The sequence below is a fragment of the Kineococcus glutinatus genome, assembly GCF_039542765.1.
Taxonomy (GTDB): Bacteria; Actinomycetota; Actinomycetes; order Actinomycetales; family Kineococcaceae; genus Kineococcus_A; species Kineococcus_A glutinatus.
On the sequence record NZ_BAABIL010000387.1, the window covers coordinates 1 to 20,478 of the forward strand.

Consider the following 20,478-nt stretch of genomic DNA (forward strand, 5'->3'; position numbering starts at 1 on the left):
CGAGCGGTCCCGGACCGCCGCCGCCAGCGCGGTCACGTCGACGCCGGGCGCCGCGAGCACGCCGACCGCCGTCGGCCCCGCCAGGCCGGACATCGCACCCACCTCGTCGTCGGGCACGAACAGGGCGCCCTGCGCCGGCAACCCGTCGCGGCCCGCCGGCGCCACCACCCCGCTGACCCGCGCGCTGCGGGTGCCGGTGCGGGAGGTCACGGTGACCTCGGCCCCCTCGGCCAGGCGTCCCCGGGCGGCCAGGTCGGCGTCGACGGCCACCTCACCGGGCCCGGGCGCCCGGCCCGTGCGCAGCACGTAGGGGGTCAGCGCCGCCGAGGACCACCCGTGCGCGACCACCGGTGCGTCGTCGGTTCCGCGCAGCACCCCGCCGGGCCCGGTGGCGGTGACCGGGAACGCGGCGTCGGCCACCACGGCGGCCGCGCCGGGCACGGTGCGCAGCTGCGGCGCGAGGTCCGCGCGGAGCGTGCCCGCGCCGCTGAGCCGCTCGGTCTTCACCTTGCGCTTGGTCTTGACCTCGTCCTTGCGCTGCTTGGTGGTGACCGTCTCCACGCTGACCTCGCGGGCGCCGGACACCACCACCGCCGCGGCGGCGAACCGGTTCGCGGGCGGCTCGGCCGTCAGCGCCGACGACAGCAGCAGCCCGCCACAGGCCAGCAGCGCGATCGCCAGCACGGCCGCCGTGAAGGTGCCGGCGTGCGCGCCGCGGTGCTGGCGCAGCGAACCCAGCGCCAGCCTGATCATCGGGCGCTCACCGCCGTCATCCGCTCGGCGATCCGCTCCACCGACGGGTCGTGCAGCTCCGCGACGATCCGGCCGTCGGCCAGGAAGACCACCCGGTCCGCCCACGCCGCCGCCGCCGGGTCGTGGGTGACCATCACGAGGGCCGTGCCCAGCTGGTCGACCGCCTCCCGCAGCAGCCCGAGCACCTCGCGCCCTGCGGCCAGGTCGAGCGCCCCGGTCGGCTCGTCCGCGAAGACCACCTCGGGGCGGGCGGCCAGCGCCCGGGCCAGCGCCACCCGCTGGCGCTCGCCGCCGGAGAGCCGGGCCGGGCGCTCGTGCCCGCGACCGTCCAGGCCCACCCGGTGCAGGACCTCCCGGGCCCAGGCCTTGTCGGGCCGGACCCCGGCCAGCCGCTGCGGCAGCAGCACGTTGTGCCACACCGAGAGCGAGTCGATGAGGTTGTAGGCCTGGAACACGAAACCCACCCCCCGCCGCGCGAGGGTCAGGCGGGGCTCGCGGAGCGAGCCGATCTCCTGCCCGGCCAGCAGCACCCGGCCGCTGTCGGCGCGGTCGAGCCCCGCCGCGCACTGCAGCAGCGTCGACTTGCCCGAACCGGACGGGCCCATGACCGCGGTGGACGAACCGGGGCCGAACGCCACGGAGACACCGTCGAGGGCCCGCACGGCCGCCCCCGGATAGCACTTCACGAGGTCCACGACCTCGACCACCTCGACGTTTCGCACGCCGTCAGCCTCGTCGGGCGGGCCCGGCGGCAGCAGGCGGCAGGCCCGCCGTTCGGTGGTGGGGTCACCCCCACCACCGGCCCCGCGCCGGTGCACCCCCGCCGGACGCGCCGGCCCGGCGGGCCGTTGCACGCCGGGCCGGACGGGTTTTCCGCACGGGGCCGGTTCAGCCCGCGGCCGGCGCCTCCCCCGCGAGTTCCGGCGAGCGCACGCAGGCCGCGGCGCTGCGCGCCCCCCGCCGCATGCACTCCGCCAGCGGCGCCCCGCCCAGGTGGGCCACGAGGAACCCGGCGAAGAAGGCGTCCCCGGCCCCGTCGGTGCTCACGACCTGCGCGACGGGCTCGGCCGCCACCCTCACCAGGTCGCCGCCGCGCTCCAGCGCCACCGCGCCGCGCGCGCCCTGCGTGCACACCACGAGCCGCTTGCCGGCGGCCACCTGCGCGCGCAGGAAACCCTCGGGGTCGTCCAGCTTGTCGTCGCTGACGAACACGTTCTCGGCGGCGTCGAGGAACTCGGCGTGGAAGGCGCTGCGCCCGTCGTAGTCGTGCAGGTCGCACCACACGGGACGCCCGAGCCCGCGCGCGGTGCGCAGGGTGCGGCGGGAGTGGTCGGCGAGGTCGACGACGACGGCGTCGGCGCCCGCCACGGCCGCGTCCAGGGCCGCGAGCGCCGCGGCGTCGTCCCCGCTCCCCCCGGAGGGGGCACCGGCGAGGGTGAGGTAGAGCGAGACGCGCCGGCCGGTGGGGTCGAGGAGGTTCGCGTGCCGCTCGGTGCCGGTGCTGCTGCGACGGGGCAGCACGTCGACGCCCGCCTCGTGCAGCCGCGCGAGCACGCGCCCGCCCGCCTCGTCGTCGCCGACGAGGGTGGCGAGGACGACGTCGGCGCCGAGGCGGCGCAGGTTGAGGGCCTTGCCCGCCGACGTCCCCCCGAGGGCCTCGGCCCAGCGGCGCGCGAAGTCGGTGTGCGGGAAGGGCTGCGGGAGCTCGTCGAGGTGGACGAGGAGGTTCCAGGCGACGGGACCGACGACGAGGACGCGGGGGGTGCGGGGCACGGCGGGATCCTCCCCGTCGCGGCGGGTCCCGTCACGCCTGGCCCCGCAACACTTGCAGCGGCCGGGTTCGGCCGCCGGTGGACTCCCGCGCCACGAGGGTGAACGGCCCGGTGAACACCTCCGGTTCCGCGGCGCGGTCGTCGATGCGCCGCAGCAGCAGCCGGACGGTCTCCTCGACCATCTCCTCGTGGCCGGGGGCGATGCTGGACAGCGAGGGGACGCTGAAGCGTGCGTCGTCGACGTCGTCGAAACCGATGACGAGCAGGTCGTCGGGCACCCGCGCGCCGGCGTCGGCGAGGCCGCGCAGCGCACCGAGGGCCAGGGTGTCGGTGACGCACACCAGGCCGTCCAGCCGGCGGTCCGCGGCGAGCAGCTCGCGGGCGCACGCCGCACCGGCGGCCAGGTCGGTGCCCCGGGAGGCGGCGACGGCGCTCGCCCCGGGGACCTCGCGCAGCGCGGTGAGCACCCCGTGGGCCCGCAGGTCGAAGGCCTGGGCCCCCTCGCCGTCCGCGGCGGCGCCGAGGGCGTCCAGGGGTGGCGCGCCGACCACCCCCAGGCGGCGGCAGCCGCGCTCGAGCAGGTGCCGGGTGGCGGCCGCGGCGCCCGCCACGTTGGCCATCCGGACGTGGTCGACGCGGCGGTGGGCCTGCCGCTCGCCGAGGACGACGACGGGCAGGTCGCCGCCGAGCGCCTCGACCTCCGCCTCCGAGAGCCCCACGGCGGACAGCACGAGGCCGTCGTAGGCGTTGACCCGGGAGTCGCGCAGCGCCGCCATCTCGCCCTCCCGGCTGGCGCCGGTCTCCTCGACGACCACCCGCAGCCCCTCGCGGGCGAAGCGGGCGACGAGCCGGGAGCCGAGCAGGCCGAAGTAGTGGCCGCTCAGCTCGGGCACGGCCAGCCCGACGATGCCGGTGCGGCCGCGGCGCAGGTTCCGCGCGGCGACGTTGACCTGGTAGCCGAGGCGCTCGACGGCCTCCAGGACGCGCCGGCGCGTGTCGGGGCTGACGGGGCGCAGGCCGGTGAGGGTGTTGGACACCGTCATGACGGACACCCCGGCCGCCTCGGCGACCTCGCGCATCGTCACCACGGCAGCGACCTCGACAGCACGCTTGACCGTAACCGCACACCTGGGGTTATATCGATATAACCCGGCCGCTCACCGCCGAGCCCCGCGCCCCCGACCCGGAGCACCCATGACGACGCAGACCACCCCCGCCGCCTCCGCACCGACCCCCGCCACGACCGCCGTGCGTGCCGTCGTCGACGTCGACCTGCCCGGTGCCGTCATCAGCCGGCACGTGTACGGCCACTTCGCCGAGCACCTCGGCCGCTGCATCTACGGCGGGTTCTTCGTCGGGGAGGACTCCGACATCCCCAACGCCGGCGGCATCCGCCTGGACGTCGTGGAGGCCCTGCGCGCCCTGGACATCCCGAACCTGCGCTGGCCGGGGGGCTGTTTCGCCGACGAGTACCACTGGCGCGACGGCGTCGGCCCGCGCGAGCAGCGCCCCCGGATGGTGAACAGCCACTGGGGCGACGTCGTGGAGGACAACTCCTTCGGCACCCACGAGTTCATGGCGCTGTGCGAGATGCTGGGCGCCGAGCCGTACGTGTCGGCCAACGTCGGCTCCGGCACCGTCCGCGAGGCCTCCGAGTGGGTGGAGTACCTCACCCGCGCCGACGACTCCCCCATGGCGGCGCTGCGGCGGGCCAACGGCCGCGACGAGCCGTGGAAGGTCCGGTTCTGGGGCCTGGGCAACGAGCCGTGGGGCTGCGGCGGCGGCATGCACGCGGAGGCCTACGCCGACCTGGCGCGGACCTTCGGCGTCTACTCCCGCGACCACGGCGACAACCAGCTGTACCGCATCGCCGCGGGCGCCTCCGACGCCGACTACCGCTGGACCCAGGTGCTCATGAAGGCGCTGGGCCGCACCCTGGGCTCCGGGGAGGTGCTCGGGCACGGGAACTCCACGTTCCAGGCGATCTCGTTCCACTACTACACCGTCCCCGGCCCCTGGGAGTCCAAGGGTTCGGCCACCGCGTTCGACACCGACGAGTACTACCGCACGATGGTGGCCGCCCGCCGCATCGAGGAGATCCTCGCCGGGCACGCCGCCGTCATGGACGCCTACGACCCGGGCAGGCGGGTCGGTCTCGTGCTCGACGAGTGGGGCACCTGGTTCGACGTGGAGCCCGGCACGAACCCGGGTTTCCTGTTCCAGCAGAACACGTTGCGCGACGCGCTGGTGGCCGGCGTGCACTTCGACGCCTTCCACCACCACGCCGACCGCCTCGTGATGGCGAACATCGCCCAGACGATCAACGTGCTGCAGGCGATGATCCTCACCGACGGCGAGGCGCTGGTCCTCACCCCCAGCTACCACGTGTTCGAGATGAACAAGGGCCACCAGGACGCGCGGTCCCTGCCCCTGGCCCTGCGCGCCGCGTCCCCGGCGGTGGGCGCCACCGACGCGACCGGCAGGCGCACCGAGCTGGCGACGTTCTCCGCCTCGGCCTCCACCCGGGACGGGCGGGTGCTGGTGTCGCTGACGAACCTCGACGCCGACAACCCCCTCGACGTCGAGGTCGACCTGCGCGGCGCCCGCCTCGGCGAGCCCACCGGGCGCATCCTCACCGCCCCCGCGCTCGCGGCGCACAACACCCCGGCCGAGCCGGCCGCCGTCGCACCGCAGCCGTTCGCCGGGCTGCGCCTGGAGGGCGGCGTGCTGCGCGCGCAGCTGCCGGCGCACTCCTTCGCCACCGTGGAGCTGCCGCTGCTCGGCTGAGCCCCGCGGCCCGGCCGATCCGGTGCGGGTACCCACCCCGCACCCACACCGGCGCGCCGGGCCGGGTGGGCGGCGGTAGCCTGGCAGCGAGTCCAGCCCTGGCTCGCCCCACGGACCGGGGAGGCGTGCACCGTGATCCACGAGTCGCCGCCCCCGGGCACCTGGGACCACCGCAGCGCCGCTGCCCCACCGGCGCCGGACGCGACGGCGCTGGTGTCCGCCACGGCGGAGCTCGCCGCGGCCGCGGCGGCGCAGATCGGGCCCGAGGAGCTGCTCGCGCGCCTCGTGGGCGTCGCGGCCGGGCACCTGGCCGTCGACGACGTCGGCGTGATGGTCGTCGACGCCGGGGCGGTGCGCTTCGTCCACGCCGACGTCGGCGTGGTCGACCACGTGGAGCGGTTGCAGCAGACCCTGCAGGAGGGGCCCTGCCGCGACGCGACGCTGTTCTCCGTCGAGGTCGTCGTCGACGACCTGGCCGATCCCGTCCAGACCGCCTGGCCCGAGTACGTGGCGCAGGTGCTGGCGGCGGGGTTCCGCTCGGTCGTCGCCGTGCCGCTGGTCAGCCGGGGCCGCGTCTGGGGGTCGCTGGACCTCTACCGGCGCGCGGTCGGCACGTGGCAGCAGCACGAGCTGGAGTGGGTGCGCCTGCTCGCCCACGTCGCGGTGTCCTACCTGGTGATGGCCGCCGACCGCGAGGAGGCCCGCCGCGCCCAGCGGGAGCTGGCCCACCGCAGCACCCACGACGCCCTCACCGGTCTGCCGAACCGGGCCCTGCTCCTGGACCGGCTGGAGCACGCCCTGCAGACCGCGCGCCGCCACCGGCGGGTGGTCGCGGTCCTCTTCATCGACCTGGACCGCTTCAAGGCCGTCAACGACACCTTCGGGCACGCCGCGGGCGACACCGTGCTGACCACCGCGGCGGCGCGGATGGCGGCGACGCTGCGGGAGGGCGACACCCTGGCGCGGCTGGCCGGGGACGAGTTCGTCCTCGTCTGCGAGGACCTGCCGCAGGCCGCCGCCGGGGAGCTGCGCGAGCACGTGGCCGCGGTCGCCACCCGGCTGCGCCGCGCGCTGGCCGAGCCCGTCCGGCTGGTCGGGGCGGACGTCGTCGTCGCGGCCAGCATCGGCGTCGCGCTCAGCGACGAGCACCCCGACGCCGACGAGCTGCTCGCCGACGCCGACGCCGCCATGTACCGGGCCAAGCAGTCCGGGGCCGCCGGCCGCGGCGACCTCGCCGTCGCGGGGCCGCACGACCGGGCGCACCGTTCCGTCCGCCAGCTGGAGCGGCAGCTCGGCCGCGCCCTGCCGCTGGGGCAGCTGCGCGTGCACTACCAGCCCATCCTGGAACCCGGCGGGGCCGTGTACGCGGTGGAGGCGCTGCTGCGCTGGCAGCACCCCGAGCACGGCCTGCTGCCGGCCGCGGAGTTCGTCGACCTCGCCGCCGGCAGCGGCCTCGTCGTCGGCATCGGGCGCTGGGTCCTCACCGAGGCGTGCGCCCAGATGGCGCGCTGGCAGGGCGAGCTCGGCCCCCGGGCACCGCAGGTGGTCTACGTCAACGTCAGCGCCCGGGAGCTGGCCGACCCGGCGCTGACGGGCACGATCACCACCGCGCTGCGGCGGTACGGCCTGCCGCCGGAGCGGCTCGGCCTGGAGCTGCTGGAGAGCAGCTTCCTGGACGCCGACGTCCTGCCCAGCCTGCACGAGCAGCAGCGACGGGGGCACCCGCTGTCCATCGACGACTTCGGCACCGGCTACTCCTCGCTGTCCCGCCTCGTGGAGCTGCCGGTGCGGATGGCGAAGGTCGACCGCGGCTTCGTCGCCGGCGTCGACTCCGACCCCCGCCGCCGGGCGCTGGTGGACGCGGTGGTCACGGTCGCCCGCAGCCTCGACCTGCGCGTCGTGGCCGAGGGCGTCGAGACGCCGGCGCAGGCGGACCGGGTCACCGAGGCCGGCTGCCACTACCTGCAGGGGTTCCACTGCGGGCGGCCGCAACCCGCCGAGGACCTCACCGCCGCCTGGGCCGCCTGAAGCGCGGGAGCTCCACCGGGGTCTCCACCGGCGGTCGCGGTCCGGGCGTCGCCGCCCTCGCTCAGCCCAGCCGCTGCCGCAGCGGCAGCCGGGCGTGGAACGTCGTGCCGCCCGGGCCTGTCGCGAAGGACAGCTCCCCGTGGTGGCGCTCCACGACGATGCGCCGGGCGTTGTCCAGGCCGAGGCCGCTGCCCTGGCCCTGCGCCTTGGTGGTGAAGAAGGCGTCGAACACCCGGGGCTGCACCTGCGGCGGGATGCCGGGGCCGTCGTCGGCGACGTCCACGCACACCCACTCCCCCTCGTCGCCCGCCGCCGGGTCGGCGCGGTGGGTGCGCAGCACGAGGGTTCCGCTGCCGCCCATCGCGTCGGCGGCGTTGTCGATGAGGTTGGTCCACACCTGGTTGAGCTCGGCGGCGTGGGCGGGCACCTCGGGCAGCGAGCGGTCGTACTCGCGGACCACCCGCACGCCGCTCAGCTTGTGCCCCAGCATGACGACGGTGCTGTCCAGCCCGACGTGCAGGTCGACCTCCTGCACCGCGGCGGAATCCACGTAGGAGTACTGCTTGACCGCCGCCACGAGCGCGGAGATCCGCTCCGTCGCGTCGGCGATCTCGTCCATCAGCGACTCGGTCTCCAGCGTGTACGCCAGCCACGCCACGGCGCTGCCGGCGGCGTCGGGGTCGTCGAGGCCCGCGATCGAGTCGGTGAGCCACGGCGCGTCCAGGCCGGCGGCGGCCAGGACGGCGGCCAGGTCGTAGCCGCCCGCGACGCCCAGCCCCGCCAGGGCGTCGGCCAGCTCGTCCTCGCGGTCGGCGGTCTCCACCGGCCCCAGCTCCACCCGCTTCGCGGCCAGCTCCACGGCGCGCTCCTGCAGGCCGACGAGCCGGTGCATGGTGGCCGGCTCCACCCGCCGCTCGGCGAGCACCCCCAGCTTGTGCCGCATGCCCGCGACCCGCGACCGCAGCTGGGCGGTGGCCCGCACGGCGGCCGCGGCCGGGTTGTTCAGCTCGTGGGCCAGGTGGGCCGACAGCGTGCCGAGGCGGGCCAGGTGCTCGCGCTGGCGGACGGTGGCCTCGGTGGCGCGCACGCCCAGGAACAACCCGTCGAGCAGGTGCACGGCCAGCGGGAAGCACCCGCGCATGAACTCCGCGAAGTGCCGGGCGGGCAGCACGTAGAAACCGGCGGCCTCCACCACGTGCAGGCTGGTGGGGTAGCGCTCCTCCGCGTCGTCGACGTACGCCCGCACGGCACCGGCGTAGGCACCGCGGTGCGCGGTCTCGATGACGGTCTCGTCGTGGCCGGCGACCGCCCGCAGCAGCCGGACCCGGCCCGAGAGCAGCACGAACAGCGCCTCGGCCGGCTCCCCCTCGCGGTAGGCGGTGGAACCGGCCGCGAACGTGCGCCGCTCACCGCGCTCGGCCAGCCAGGCCAGCTGCTCCTCGGGCAGGGACTCGAAGAGGAACAGCGAGCGCAGCTCCTCCACCCCGACGCGCTCGGCACCGCCCACGCCCGCCTCACAGCCCTTCGAGGTAGCGGTGCACGAGGGACACGGCCAGCGCGCCCTCGCCCACGGCGGAGGCCACCCGCTTGATCGAGGCGGCGCGCACGTCCCCGGCGGCGAAGACCCCCGGCACGCTGCACTCCAGCAGGTACGGGTCGCGGCCCAGCGGCCAGCCCGCCGGTGGCCGCCCGGCGCGGTCCACCAGGTCCGGGCCGGTGACGAGGAAACCCCGCTCGTCGCGCACGAACGCGCCGCCCAGCCAGTCGGTGCGGGGCGCGGCACCGATGAACACGAACAGCCAGCCCGCCTCGGCGACCTCGGTGGTCCCGGTGCGCTGGTCCCGCAGGCACAGCGCCTCCAGCCGCTCGCCGCCGCGGGCACCGGCGATCTCCGTGCAGGTGCGCACCTCGATGTTCTCCGACGCCTCGATGCGGGCCACGAGGTACTCGCTCATGCTGCGGCGCAAGGAGTCCCCGCGCGCGATGAGGACGACCCGGTCGGCGAGGCCGGCGAAGAACAGCGCGGCCTGACCGGCGGAGTTCGCGGCGCCGACGACGTGGACGGTCTGCCCCGTGCAGTTCACCGCCTCGTGCGCGGCGGCGCCGTAGTAGACGCCGCGGCCGGTGAGCCCGGCCAGGCCGGGGGCGGTGAGACGGCGGTAGGACACCCCGGTGGCCAGGACCACCGCGTGGGAGGCCACCGACCCGCCGTCGTCGAAGCGGACCTCGCGGCCGTCCCCGCGCGGGGTGACGCCCACGCAGTCGGCGGTCGTGACGATCTCCACGCCGAAGCGCACCGCCTGGTCGCGGGCGCGCTGGGCCAGCTCCGCCCCGGAGACGCCGTGGGGGAAGCCGAGGTAGTTCTCGATGCGGCTGCTCTGCCCGGCCTGCCCACCGGTCGCGGAGCGCTCCACGAGCAGGGTGCGCAGCCCCTCGCTGGCCCCGTACACCGCGGCCCCGAGACCGGCGGGCCCACCGCCGACGACGACGAGGTCGTAGAAGGGCCGGCCGGCGGTGGTGGCCAGGCCCACGCGCTCGGCGATCTGGCGGGGGCGCGCAGCGGTCAGCACGCCGCCGTCGGGCAGGAACGCCACGGGCAGCTGCTCGGGACCGGCCTCCAGGTGCGCGGCGGCCAGCAGCCGGGCGGCGTCGTCGCTGCGGACGTCGACGTGCCGGTAGGGCACGGCGTTGCGGGCGAGGAACTCCTTGGCCTCCTGCGTCCGCGGCGACCACTGGTGGCCCACGAGGGTCAGCCCGTCGAAGGAGGGCAGGGCGGTGGCCGCCCACCCGGCGAGCAGGTCGTCGAGCACCGGGTAGAGCTTCTCCTCCGGCGGGTCCCACGGCTTGAGCAGGTAGTGGTCGAGGTCGACGTCGTTGATGGCGCGGATCGCGGCGTCGGTGTCGGCGTAGGCGGTCAGCAGCACCCGCCGGGCGCCGGGTACGAGGTCCATGGCGTGCTCGAGGAAGTCCACGCCCGTCATGCCCGGCATCCGGTGGTCGGCCAGCAGCAGCGCGGTGCGCTCCCCGCGCACCGTCAGCTCCTCCAGCGCCTGCAGCGCCGCGGGCCCGGAGTCGGCGCGCACCACCCGGTGGGTGTCGCCGTAGCGGCGGCGCAGGTCGCGGGCGACGGCCCGCCCGACCGCGGGGTCGTCGTCGACCGTCAGGACCACCGGCCGGGAGGAGCTCATGCGGCGTAGTCGACCAGCCGCCGGACGCGGTGTCCACCACCCCCACCCGCCCCCGCCGGGGGCACCGGGACGGGTGGCTACCGGCCGGGAGCCGGCGCCGCACCCACCGCGAAGGGCCCGTGGAGGGCGGCCCACTGCAGCAGCAGGACGGTCTTGGCGTCGACGATGCGCCCGTCGGCGACCATCCGCAGCGCCTGCGCGAAGGGCAGCTCGACGACCTCGATGTCCTCGCCCTCCTCCACCAGCCCGCCGCCCGCACCCGTCCGGTCGGCAGCGCCGTAGGGGGCGGCGTAGCAGTGCAGGCGCTCGGTGACGGATCCCGGGCTGGTGTAGAGGGCGAAGACGGGAGCGATCTCCCCGACCTCGACGCCGAGCTCCTCGGCCGCCTCCCGCCGCACGGCGCTCTCGGGGTCGTCGGCGTCGAGCAGCCCGGCGGCGGTCTCCAGCAGCATCCCGTCGGGGTGGTCGTTGACGTAGGCGGGGAACCGGAACTGCCGGGTGAGCAGGACGGTGGCCCGCTCGCGGTCGTACAGCAGCACGGTGGCGCCGTCGCCGCGGTCGTACGTCTCGCGCTGCTGCACCTGCCACGTCCCGTCGCGGCGCCGGTGCTCGAAGGTGGTGCGGCGCAGCACGTGCCAGCCGTCGGAGGTGACCTCGACGTCGCGGACGACGACGTCGGGGTTGCGGGTCAGGTCGCGCCCTGCGCGGTCGAGCCCGGTGCGGCCGCGGGAGTCGGGCACGTCGGCGCCGCGCCGGCCGGTGTCGCCGCTGCGGGAGGGGGCACCGGGCGCTGACGGAGTTGCGGTCATGGGGATACCGTACGGGCGCAACCGTGCAACAACAAGGAAGATCAGGCAGGAAGGGGCAGCCTGTGCTGGCCGCCGAACGACGGGACCTGCTGCTGGCCCGGCTGCGCAGCGACGGCAAGCTCGTCGCCAAGGACGTCGCCCGCGAGCTCGGGATCTCCGAGGACAGCGTGCGCCGCGACCTGCGCGACCTGGCCGCGGCGGGGCTCTGCCAGCGCGTCTACGGCGGCGCGCTGCCCGCCTCCCCCGCCCTCGCCGACCTCGCCACCCGCACGGGCCTGGCCCCGGACAGCAAGCAGCGCGTCGCCCGCCGCGCCGTCGCCCTCGTCCGGCCCGGCGGTGCCGTCCTGCTCGACGGGGGCACCACGGCCCTCGCCGTCGCCCGGGTGCTGCCCGCCGACCTGGACTGCACCGTCATCACCCACAGCCCCACCGTCGCCGCCGCGCTCCTGGCGCACCCCCGCGCCGAGGTGCTGCTCATCGGCGGCCGGCTGTTCAAGCACTCCGCCGTGACCTGCGGGGCCGCCGCCGTCGAAGCGGCGCAGGCGGTGTCCGCCGAGGTGTTCCTGCTCGGCGTCACCGGCGTCCACGCCGACCACGGCCTCACCACCGGCGACGCCGAGGAGGCCGCCATGAAGCGCGCCCTGGCCGCCCGCGCCGCGGAGACCTACGTCCTGGCCAGCGCGGAGAAGGTCGGCGCGGTCTCCCGCTACGCCGTGCTGCCGCTGGCGGACGTGGCCGGGGTCGTCGTCGACGCCCCGGCCGGCGACCCGACCGTGGCCGGGCTGCGGCGCCGCGGCGTCCCCGTGCTGCCCGCGCACGAGGACACCGCACCCTGACGCGTCAGCCCTGCGCGCCGCGGGCGCGCGGCAGGTGCCGCGCCGCCGGCAGCACCCACGCCGTCGTGTCCGGCGGCAGCAGGAGCCTGCCCCGCTCGTCGGTGGCGAGGCTGCCGCTGGCCAGCAGCACGTCGCACCCCTCCGGCAGCACGACCGGGTCCGGGCCGAAGGCGGTCAGGACGACCAGCTCGCCGTTGCGCAGCACCACCGCCTCCGACGGCGCGGTGCCCTCCAGGTCCACGCAGTCCAGCGACCCCGCACCGAGGGCGAGGTGGCGGCGCAGCCCGAGGGCCTGCCGGTACAGCTCGTACGTCGAGCCGGCGACCCCGCGCTGGGCGTCGAGGGCGTGGCGGGCGAAGGACGCCGGCTGCGGCAGCCACGAGCGCCCGCTCGGGGAGAACCCGTGCGCCGGGGCGCCGGCCTCCCACGGCAGCGGGACGCGGCAGCCGTCGCGGCCGGTCTCGGCGCCGCCGGTGCGGAACCACGCCGGGTCCTGGCGCGCCTCGTCGGGCATCGTGGTGTGCTCGGGCAGCCCCAGCTCCTCGCCCTGGTAGAGGTAGGAGACCCCCGGCAGGGCGAGCATGAGCAGCGTCGCGGCCCGGGCGCGGCGCAGGCCGAGCTCGGTGTCGGGCTGTTCCTCCCCGGCGCCGATGCCCTTGGGCAGCGAACCGGCCTCGGTCAGGCCGAGCCGCGCGGTGTGCCGGACGACGTCGTGGTTGGACAGCACCCACGTCGTGGGCGCACCGACGGCGTCGGAGGCGGCCAGGGAGTCCAGGACCGACTGGCGCAACCGGTTCGCGTCCCAGGGGGTGGTGAGGAAGGCGAAGTTGAACGCCTGGTGCATCTCGTCGTCGCGCACGTAGCGGGCGATGCGCGGCAGGGCGTCGATCCACGCCTCGGCCACGAGGATCCGCTCACCGGGGTAGGTGTCCAGCACCCGCCGCCACGTGCGGTAGATCTCGTGGACGCCCTCCTGGTCGAACATCGGCCCGCTGCCGTCGCTGCGCGAGCCCTCGACCATCGAGGTGACGCCGTCCCAGTCGGGCAGGCCCTCGGCCTTGACCAGACCGTGCGCCACGTCGACGCGGAACCCGTCGACGCCGCGGTCCAGCCAGAACCGCAGCACGGACTCGAACTCCGCGTGCACCTCGGGGTTGCCCCAGTCCAGGTCGGGCTGGCGGGTGTCGAACAGGTGCAGGTACCACTCCCCCGGCGTGCCGTCGGGGTCGGTGGTGCGCGTCCACGCCGGCCCGCCGAAGATCGAGTGCCAGTTGTTCGGCGGCAGCTCACCGGTGGCGCCGCGGCCGGGGCGGAACACGTAGCGCCCGCGCGCGGGGCTGCCGGGAGCGGCGGCGAGCGCCTCGCGGAACCAGGCGTGCTCGTCGGAGGTGTGGTTGGGGACGAGGTCGATGATGACCCGCAGCCCGAGGGAGTGCGCCCGGCCCAGCATGGCGTCGAAGTCGTCGAGGGTGCCGAAGACGGGGTCGATGGCGCGGTAGTCCGCCACGTCGTAGCCGCCGTCGACCTGGGGGGAGCGGTAGAAGGGCGACAGCCACACCGCGTCGACGCCGAGGTCGACCAGGTGCCCGAGGCGGGCGGTGATGCCGGGCAGGTCGCCCACGCCGTCGCCGTCGGAGTCGGCGAAGGAGCGCGGGTAGACCTGGTAGACGACCGCGGTGCGCCACCACTGCGCGTCGGGGGTCGCCGGGTGCACGGGGTGCACGTGCAGGCGGGGTGCGCCGGTGGCGTTCGGGGTGGGGGTGTCGAGCAGGGCGTCCACGGGTCCTCCTGAGCGGGACGGGGCGGCGCGGCGGTGCGCCGGCGTGCGTCGCGGACGGGCACGCGGGGTCAGCGCCCGTCCGCGGTCGCTGCAGCAGACACCCGCTCCCCCACCGGCAGCAAGGAAGAGGCTGAAAACCTTGCAGCAGCACTCCACCACTTGCAAGATGTTGCGGTCGCCGGGTCGCCGGAACGGGGCAGGATGGGTGCGACAGCGGCGGCAGGGCTCCGGCGACGGCACCGGGCACGAGCGCGGGGGGCCCTGGTGGCGAGCAGGCGGACGAGCTTGGCGGACATCGCCGCCCGGGCGGGGGTGAGCCAGGCCACCGTCAGCCGGGTCCTCAACGGCCGCCCCGGCGTGGCCGCCGCCACCCGCGAGCGGGTCGCCGCGGCGGTGGCGGCCCTGGGCTACCAGCGCCTCACCGTGCCGCAGGCGCGCCCGGCCGGGCTGGTGGGCATCGTGGTCCCCGAGATCGACAACCCCGTCTTCCCCGCGCTCGGGCAGGCCCTCGGGGCGGCGCTCGTGGCGCGCGGCCTGACGTGGGCGCTGCTGTCGCAGGGCCCCGCCGGCCTCGACGAGGACCAGTGCACGACGACGCTGATCGGCCACGGCGCCTGCGGGGCCGTCCTCGTCAGCGGTCTGCACGCCGACCTGTCCGCCGACGCCTCCCGCTACGCCCTGCTGCGCGAGCGGGGCCTGGCGCTGGTCACCGTCGGGGGCTGGCGCCCGGCCGCGGGGGTGCCCTCGTTCTCCGCCGACGAGCGCGAGGGCGCCGTGCAGGCGCTGCGCCACCTCGTGCGCCTCGGCCACCGGCGCACCGGCCTGCTCGTGGGCCCGGCGCACTACGTCACCACCGCGCGCAAGACGGCCGCGTTCCGCTCCGCGCACCGGGCGGTGCTCGGCGCCGACCCCGACCCCGCCCTCGTGGCCGGCGGCGCCTTCGGTCTCGGCGGCGGCCGGGAGGCGGCGCTGCGGCTGGTGGCGGCCGGGGCCACGGCGCTGCTGTGCGGCTCGGACCTCACCGCGCTGGGCGCCATCGAGGCGGTGCGCTCGCGCGCACCGCGCCCAGCGCCATGACGTCGGAACCGCAGACGATCCCCGTCACCCCGCGGTCCAGCAGGCGGCCGGCGGCCGCCGCACCGCCCTCGACGGAGAAGATCGTGTGCTCGACGTGCCACTCGCCGCCGTTCCCGGCGTGCCGGCGCACCGCCGGCCCGAACGCCTCCACGCGCCGCTGCACCGGCCGGAAGCGCTCCGGGCCCGTGGCCAGGCCGAAGCGGCGGTGCCCGAGGCCGGCGAGGTGGGCCACGCTGAGGTCGACGGCGGCCGCGTCGTCGTTGGACAGGCAGGGGGCGTCCAGGTCCTCCACCACACCGTTGACCAGGACGATGGGCAGGCGCCGCTCGCGCAGCGCGCGGTAGCGGGCCGGGTCGCTGGTGGTGTCGGCGTGCAGGCCCGAGACGAAGACGACGCCGGCCACGCCCCGCTCCAGCAGCATCCGCAGGTAGTCGTCCTCCTGGATGCCGCCGGGGGTCTGGGTGCACAGCAGCGGCATGTAGCCGCTGACGACGAGCCCGGTCTCGATGACCTGCGCGAAGGTGGGGAACACCGGGTTGGTCAGCTCCGGGACGATCAGCCCGACCATGCCGGCGGAGGTCTCCCGCAGCCGGGAGGGGCGGTCGTAGCCGAGGACGTCCAGCGCGGTGAGGACGGCCTGCCGGGTCGCCTCGGACACCCCTGGGCGGTCGTTGAGGACGCGGCTGACGGTCGCCTCGCTGACGCCCGCCTGGGCAGCGACGTGGGCGAGGCGTGCGGTCACGCCCGGAAGGTAGCGCAACCGGGCGCCGGAGATCGTCATGCAAGGAGCTTCCCAATTCTTGCAAGTTCTTGCTAGGGTTCCGCCAATCCTGACGACGGAGTCGGACTCGCATCCCGCTGAGCCGCTCCGAGGCACCAGATCCACCCCCTGTCCTCGTGGAGCACCCATGTCCTCGCACTCGCTGCTGCGCGCCTTCGTCCTCACCGCATGCCTGGGTCTGACCGCCACCGCCTGCGGTGGCGGCGGCACCACCGCGGGCACCGACGCCACCGCCTCCGGGTCCGCCGCCCCGAGCGCCTCCGAGGGCGCCGCGCCCGAGCGCGCCGGCGCCGACCTCGTCATCTGGGCCGACGACAAGCGCGCCGCCGCGCTGAAGACCGTCGCCGAGGAGTTCGGCGAGGCCAACGACATCACCGTCGCGGTCCAGGCCGTCTCCGAGGACCTGCAGACGAACTTCGTCACCGCCAACAGCGCGGGCAACGGCCCCGACGTCGTCGTCGGCGCCCACGACTGGATCGGCAACATGGTCCAGAACGGCGCCATCGACCCGCTCAACCTGCCCGAGGCGCAGCGGGCGCAGTTCACCGACATCGCCCTGCGCGGCGTCACCTACGACGGCAAGACCTACGGGCTGCCCTACGCCGTGGAGTCCGTCGCCCTGTTCCGCAACACCGCCCTCGTGCCGGACGCCCCCGCGACGATCGAGGACCTCGTCGCGACCGGCAAGGCCTCCGGCGCCGAGAACCCCCTCTGCCTGCAGCAGGGCCTGGAGGGCGACGCGTACCACATGTACCCGCTGTACAGCTCCGCCGGCGGTTACCTGTTCGGGCAGTCCCCCGACGGCGACTACGACCCCGCCGACCTCGGCGTGGGCGGCCCCGGCTCCATCGCCGCAGCCCAGAAGGTCTCCGCCCTGGCGAAGGAGGGCGTCCTGAAGACCTCCATCAGCGGCGACAACTCCATCTCCCTCTTCGCCGAGGGCCGGTGCGCCTACCTGGTCTCCGGCCCGTGGGCGACCGCCGACGTCGAGAAGGCCGGCATCGGCTACGCCCTCACGCCCGTCCCCGGTTTCGCCGGCATGGGCCCCGCCCAGCCGCTCACCGGCGTCCAGGCCTTCTACGTCGCCAGCAAGGGCGAGAACAAGTCCTTCGCCGAGTCCTTCGTCCTCGACGCCGCCGCCTCCACCGAGACCATGGACGCCCTGTACAGCGCCGAGCCGCGCCCCTCGGCCCTGAAGGAGTCCCTGGCCCAGCAGACCGCCGCGGACGCCGACACCGCCGTCTTCGCCCAGGCCGCCGAGGGCGGGCAGATCCTGCCGGCGATCCCGCAGATGGCCGGCGTCTGGGAACCCCTCGGCAAGGGCCACGCCGCCGTCATCAACGGCGCCGACCCCGCGCAGACCATGACGTCCACCGGTGAGGCGATCCGCGCCAACCTCGGCTGACCGGCCCCTCCCACGACCGCCCGCCGCGGCGCCGAACCCGCGGCGGGCGGTTCTCCAACCCCGCACCACGGCCCGACCGCAGACCCGAGGTGAGACAGACCCATGCCCGCTCGCACCCCCGCCCCGCCGCAGGCGGTCCACCCGCGCGGCGCCACCGCGGGGACCGGACCCGACGGCCCCACCCGGCCGCCGGCACCGGTGCACCGCTCGCTGTCGGCGTCGACGATCGCGATCCGCGTCCTCCTGCTCGGCGCCGTCGCCGCGGTCGTCGTCTGGCTGGCCCCCGTGCTGGTCGCCCAGGAGCGCTGGGTCGGCCTGGCCGGGCTGCTCCTCGGCGCCGGTGCCCTCGGGGTCGTCTACTCCACGAGCCGGTACGTGCCCGGCAAGTACCTCCTGCCCGGGACCCTCTTCCTGCTGGCGCTCGTCGTCTACCCGATCCTCGCCACCGTGCAGCTGTCGACCACGAACTACGGCGACGGCAAGCGCGGCACCAAGGAGGAGGCGGTCGCCAGCATCGTCGGCAGCTCGGTGGAGCAGCTGCCCGACTCGCCCACCTACGCCCTCACCGTCGCCACCCAGGGCTCGACGACGGAGGGTCCCTTCACGTTCTTCCTCGTCGACGCCGACACCGGCGAGGTCAGCCGCGGCGACGCCGGGGGGCTCGAGGAGGTCCCCGCCGACGAGGTCCGGGTGCGCGACGGCAAGGTCGTCGAAGCCGACGGGTACACCCTCCTCACCCCCCGCGAGGTCAACGCCGCAGGCGCGGCGGTCACGGAGTTCACCGTCCCCACCGACGACGGCGCCATCCGCGCCCAGGGCGTCGCGCGCGCGTACGAGGGCAGCACCGCCCTGCGCTACGACGAGGCCGCCGACCGCATCGTCGACACCCGGACCGGCGAGAGCTGGGGCGTCGGCCGGGTCGGCGACAGCGACTTCTTCGTGGAGCAGGACGGTTCCCCGGCCTTCGCGCAGAGCTGGCTGCAGGGCGTCGGGACCGCCAACTACGAGCGCATCGCCGCCAACGACGTCATCGTCCGGGACTTCGCGCGGATCTTCGCCTGGACCCTGGCGTTCGCCGCGCTCTCCGTGGGCCTGTCGTTCGCGGTGGGGCTCGCCCTCGCCGCCACGCTCGACGACCCCCGGATCCGCGGCCAGCGCCTGTACCGCTCGGTGCTCGTCCTGCCCTACGCCGTCCCGGCGGTCATCGGGATCCTCGTGTGGTCGAGCTTCTTCAACCGGGACTTCGGCCTCGTCAACGAACTCCTCGGCCTGCGCCTGGACTGGCTCGCCGACCCCTGGCTGGCCAAGGTCGCGATCCTGCTGACGAACACCTGGCTGGGGTTCCCGTACATGTTCATCATCTGCACCGGCGCCCTGCAGTCCATCCCCGCGGAGCTGCGCGAGGCGGCCACGATGGACGGCGCCAGGTCCTTCACGGCGTTCCGCCGGATCACCCTGCCGCTGCTCCTGGTGGCGGTCGCCCCGCTGCTGGTCGCCTCGTTCGCCTTCAACTTCAACAACTTCAACGTCATCGGCCTGCTCACCGAGGGCGGCCCGTTCGCGCCGGACAACCCCTCCGCCGGCGCCACCGACATCCTCATCAGCTACACCTACCGGCTGGCGTTCGGCGGCTCCGGCGCGCAGTTCGGGTTCGCGGCGGCCGTCTCGGTGCTGCTGTTCATCCTGACCGCCGTGCTGGCCGCCGCGCAGTTCCGCGCGACCCGCGCCCTCGAGGACGTGAACTGAGGACACCATGACGAGCCCGACCCCGTCCCCCGCCCCCCGGCGCCGCACCGGCGACGGCCCCCGCGGCGCCCGCTGGTGGCGCGAGGTCGGCTGGCGCCACGCCGTCGGCCTCGCGGCCGTCGCCTTCGCCGTCTTCCCCGTCCTCTTCATCGTCTCGGCGGCGCTGAACCCGCTGGGCACGGTCGCCAGCACCGGCCTCGTCCCCCGCCAGGTCGGCCTGGAGAACTTCACCCGCCTGCTCTCGGGCGAGCGCGGCCCGTTCCTGCGCTGGGCCCTCAACACGCTCGTGCTGAGCGTCGTCGTGTCCGCCGGCCAGGTGCTGTGCAGCGCGCTGGCGGCCTACGCCTTCTCCCGGTTCCGCTTCCGCGGCCGCCGGGCGGGCCTGCTGTTCCTGCTGATCGTCCAGATGTTCCCGCAGTTCCTCGCCGTCATCGCGATCTTCGCCATGTTCAGCGGCGTCGGCGAGGTCGTGCCGCAGCTGGGCCTGAACACGGTCCTCGGCTACGGCCTGGTGCTGATGGGCGGTGCGCTGCTGCAGGTGTGGCTCATCAAGGGGTTCTTCGACACCGTGCCCCGCGACCTCGACGAGGCCGCCGTGCTGGACGGCGCCAGCCACGCGCAGGCGTTCTTCCGGATCATCCTGCCGCTGGTGACGCCGATCCTGGCGACCACGGGCCTGCTGGCCTTCATCGGCGTGGCCAACGAGTTCCTCATCGCGAGCATCTTCCTCACCGACACCGGTTCCAAGACCCTCGCGACGGGCCTGTACGGGATCCTCGACGGCGATCGCAGCAACAACCTCGGGCTGTTCGCCGCGGGGGCGGTGCTCTTCAGCGTGCCGGTGGTGGTGCTCTTCCAGTTCCTGCAGCGCTACATCACCGGCGGGCTGACCGCGGGCGGCGTCAAGGGCTGAGCGCGGCTCACACCCCGGGCGCGCACGGGCCGCGGCCCATCTCGGCCAGGCCCGTGAGGTCGCCGTCGCCGAAGTCCTCGGCGTCGTCGCGCACACCGGGGTCCATGAGCTGGGAGGGTTCCTCGACGTGGCCGAGGCCGACCAGGTGGGCCAGCTCGTGCAGCAGCACGGCGCGGGCGTAGCGGCGCCCCGACGGCTCGTCGAGCACCGTGCCCAGCTTCTCCGCCGACAGCCACACCGTGCCGGTGACGTAGACCCGACCGGCGTCGCCGGCGTCCACCGCCGACGGCGCCGCCCGCCCCAGGACCCGGTCGGCGAAGTCCGGCACCTCCTCCGACGAGGCCCACGCCACGAGCACCGGCGCCCACCGGTCGCCGTAGCGGTCCGGCTGGAACCGCTCGCGCCCGTCCGGGCCCGGCAGCGGCTCGTCGGTGGTGCCGTCGGAGACGAGGCGCAGCCCCGTCACCTCGCCGATGCGCGCCAGCGCCTCCGCGAGCAGCTCCTGCGAACCGGCCGGTGCGCCCGCGGCCCGGGTCACGACGTGGATCGGGCGGCACGGGTCCCAGCGGACCGCGGTGTGCTCGTCGTCGCCGACGGCCAGCG

The 20,478-nt window shown here is 75.6% G+C and carries 15 protein-coding genes and 2 pseudogenes; 7 read left to right on the plus strand and 10 right to left on the minus strand.

What is annotated here, in order from left to right:
* The 4 genes and pseudogenes from ABEB16_RS14200 to ABEB16_RS14215 all read right to left on the minus strand — a co-directional run.
* A pseudogene (locus ABEB16_RS14200) lies at positions 1-753 on the minus strand (ABC transporter permease); the annotation flags it as partial.
* A complete protein-coding gene (locus tag ABEB16_RS14205; RefSeq protein ID WP_345712891.1) occupies positions 750-1,475 on the minus strand; it encodes an ABC transporter ATP-binding protein in 726 nt (241 codons plus the stop codon). The pseudogene ABEB16_RS14200 and the gene ABEB16_RS14205, both read right to left, overlap by 4 nt.
* Positions 1,476-1,641: 166 nt before the next feature.
* On the minus strand, positions 1,642-2,526 hold the full coding sequence (locus ABEB16_RS14210) for a carbohydrate kinase family protein (RefSeq protein WP_345712892.1): 885 nt from the start codon (positions 2,524-2,526) through the stop codon (positions 1,642-1,644).
* A 31-nt stretch (positions 2,527-2,557) separates the two neighbouring features.
* Complete coding sequence (locus ABEB16_RS14215) at positions 2,558-3,604, minus strand: LacI family DNA-binding transcriptional regulator (RefSeq protein WP_345712903.1); 1,047 nt, start codon at positions 3,602-3,604, stop codon at positions 2,558-2,560.
* A 115-nt stretch (positions 3,605-3,719) separates the two neighbouring features.
* On the opposite strand from ABEB16_RS14215, the gene ABEB16_RS14220 reads away from it, so the two are divergent.
* Positions 3,720-5,312: an alpha-N-arabinofuranosidase gene (locus ABEB16_RS14220; protein WP_345712893.1), complete on the plus strand. Its 1,593-nt coding sequence runs from the start codon at positions 3,720-3,722 to the stop codon at positions 5,310-5,312.
* Between the two features lie 132 nt (positions 5,313-5,444).
* Complete coding sequence (locus tag ABEB16_RS14225) at positions 5,445-7,340, plus strand: putative bifunctional diguanylate cyclase/phosphodiesterase (protein ID WP_345712894.1); 1,896 nt, start codon at positions 5,445-5,447, stop codon at positions 7,338-7,340.
* A gap of 61 nt (positions 7,341-7,401) precedes the next feature.
* On the opposite strand, the gene ABEB16_RS14230 is transcribed toward ABEB16_RS14225, so the two are convergent.
* The 3 genes from ABEB16_RS14230 to ABEB16_RS14240 form a co-directional block, all read right to left on the minus strand.
* The gene (locus tag ABEB16_RS14230; protein ID WP_345712895.1) at positions 7,402-8,847 is read right to left on the minus strand and encodes an ATP-binding protein; all 1,446 of its coding nucleotides are present in this window, start codon (positions 8,845-8,847) and stop codon (positions 7,402-7,404) included.
* A 7-nt stretch (positions 8,848-8,854) separates the two neighbouring features.
* Positions 8,855-10,528: an NAD(P)/FAD-dependent oxidoreductase gene (locus ABEB16_RS14235; RefSeq protein ID WP_345712896.1), complete on the minus strand. Its 1,674-nt coding sequence runs from the start codon at positions 10,526-10,528 to the stop codon at positions 8,855-8,857.
* A 77-nt stretch (positions 10,529-10,605) separates the two neighbouring features.
* On the minus strand, positions 10,606-11,337 hold the full coding sequence (locus ABEB16_RS14240; protein ID WP_345712897.1) for an NUDIX domain-containing protein: 732 nt from the start codon (positions 11,335-11,337) through the stop codon (positions 10,606-10,608).
* A 62-nt stretch (positions 11,338-11,399) separates the two neighbouring features.
* Between ABEB16_RS14240 and ABEB16_RS14245 the strand changes: the two genes are divergently transcribed.
* Entirely contained in the window at positions 11,400-12,173 is a 774-nt protein-coding gene (locus ABEB16_RS14245; RefSeq protein WP_345712898.1) for a DeoR/GlpR family DNA-binding transcription regulator, read from the plus strand.
* A 4-nt stretch (positions 12,174-12,177) separates the two neighbouring features.
* On the opposite strand, the gene ABEB16_RS14250 is transcribed toward ABEB16_RS14245, so the two are convergent.
* Complete coding sequence (locus ABEB16_RS14250; protein ID WP_425560200.1) at positions 12,178-13,944, minus strand: glycoside hydrolase family 13 protein; 1,767 nt, start codon at positions 13,942-13,944, stop codon at positions 12,178-12,180.
* Between the two features lie 210 nt (positions 13,945-14,154).
* Between ABEB16_RS14250 and ABEB16_RS14255 the strand changes: the two genes are divergently transcribed.
* On the plus strand, positions 14,155-15,030 hold the full coding sequence (locus ABEB16_RS14255) for a LacI family DNA-binding transcriptional regulator (protein ID WP_345712899.1): 876 nt from the start codon (positions 14,155-14,157) through the stop codon (positions 15,028-15,030).
* Here ABEB16_RS14255 and ABEB16_RS14260 read toward each other — a convergent pair.
* Positions 15,002-15,790: pseudogene (locus tag ABEB16_RS14260) on the minus strand (LacI family DNA-binding transcriptional regulator); the annotation flags it as partial. The gene ABEB16_RS14255 and the pseudogene ABEB16_RS14260 overlap by 29 nt on opposite strands.
* A gap of 148 nt (positions 15,791-15,938) precedes the next feature.
* Between ABEB16_RS14260 and ABEB16_RS14265 the strand changes: the two are divergent.
* From ABEB16_RS14265 to ABEB16_RS14275, 3 genes are all read left to right on the plus strand, one after another.
* Positions 15,939-17,216 (plus strand): sugar ABC transporter substrate-binding protein, encoded by a 1,278-nt coding sequence (locus tag ABEB16_RS14265; RefSeq protein ID WP_345712900.1) that lies wholly within the window; start codon positions 15,939-15,941, stop codon positions 17,214-17,216.
* A 102-nt stretch (positions 17,217-17,318) separates the two neighbouring features.
* Positions 17,319-18,962: an ABC transporter permease subunit gene (locus ABEB16_RS14270; RefSeq protein ID WP_345712901.1), complete on the plus strand. Its 1,644-nt coding sequence runs from the start codon at positions 17,319-17,321 to the stop codon at positions 18,960-18,962.
* A gap of 7 nt (positions 18,963-18,969) precedes the next feature.
* Positions 18,970-19,875 carry a sugar ABC transporter permease gene (locus ABEB16_RS14275; RefSeq protein ID WP_345712902.1) on the plus strand — a complete coding sequence of 302 codons (906 nt, stop codon included), beginning with the start codon at positions 18,970-18,972 and terminating at the stop codon, positions 19,873-19,875.
* Positions 19,876-19,882: 7 nt separating this feature from the next.
* On the opposite strand, the gene ABEB16_RS14280 is transcribed toward ABEB16_RS14275, so the two are convergent.
* On the minus strand, positions 19,883-20,478 hold a 596-nt coding region (locus ABEB16_RS14280; RefSeq protein WP_486335986.1), incomplete at its 5' end, for a zinc metalloprotease.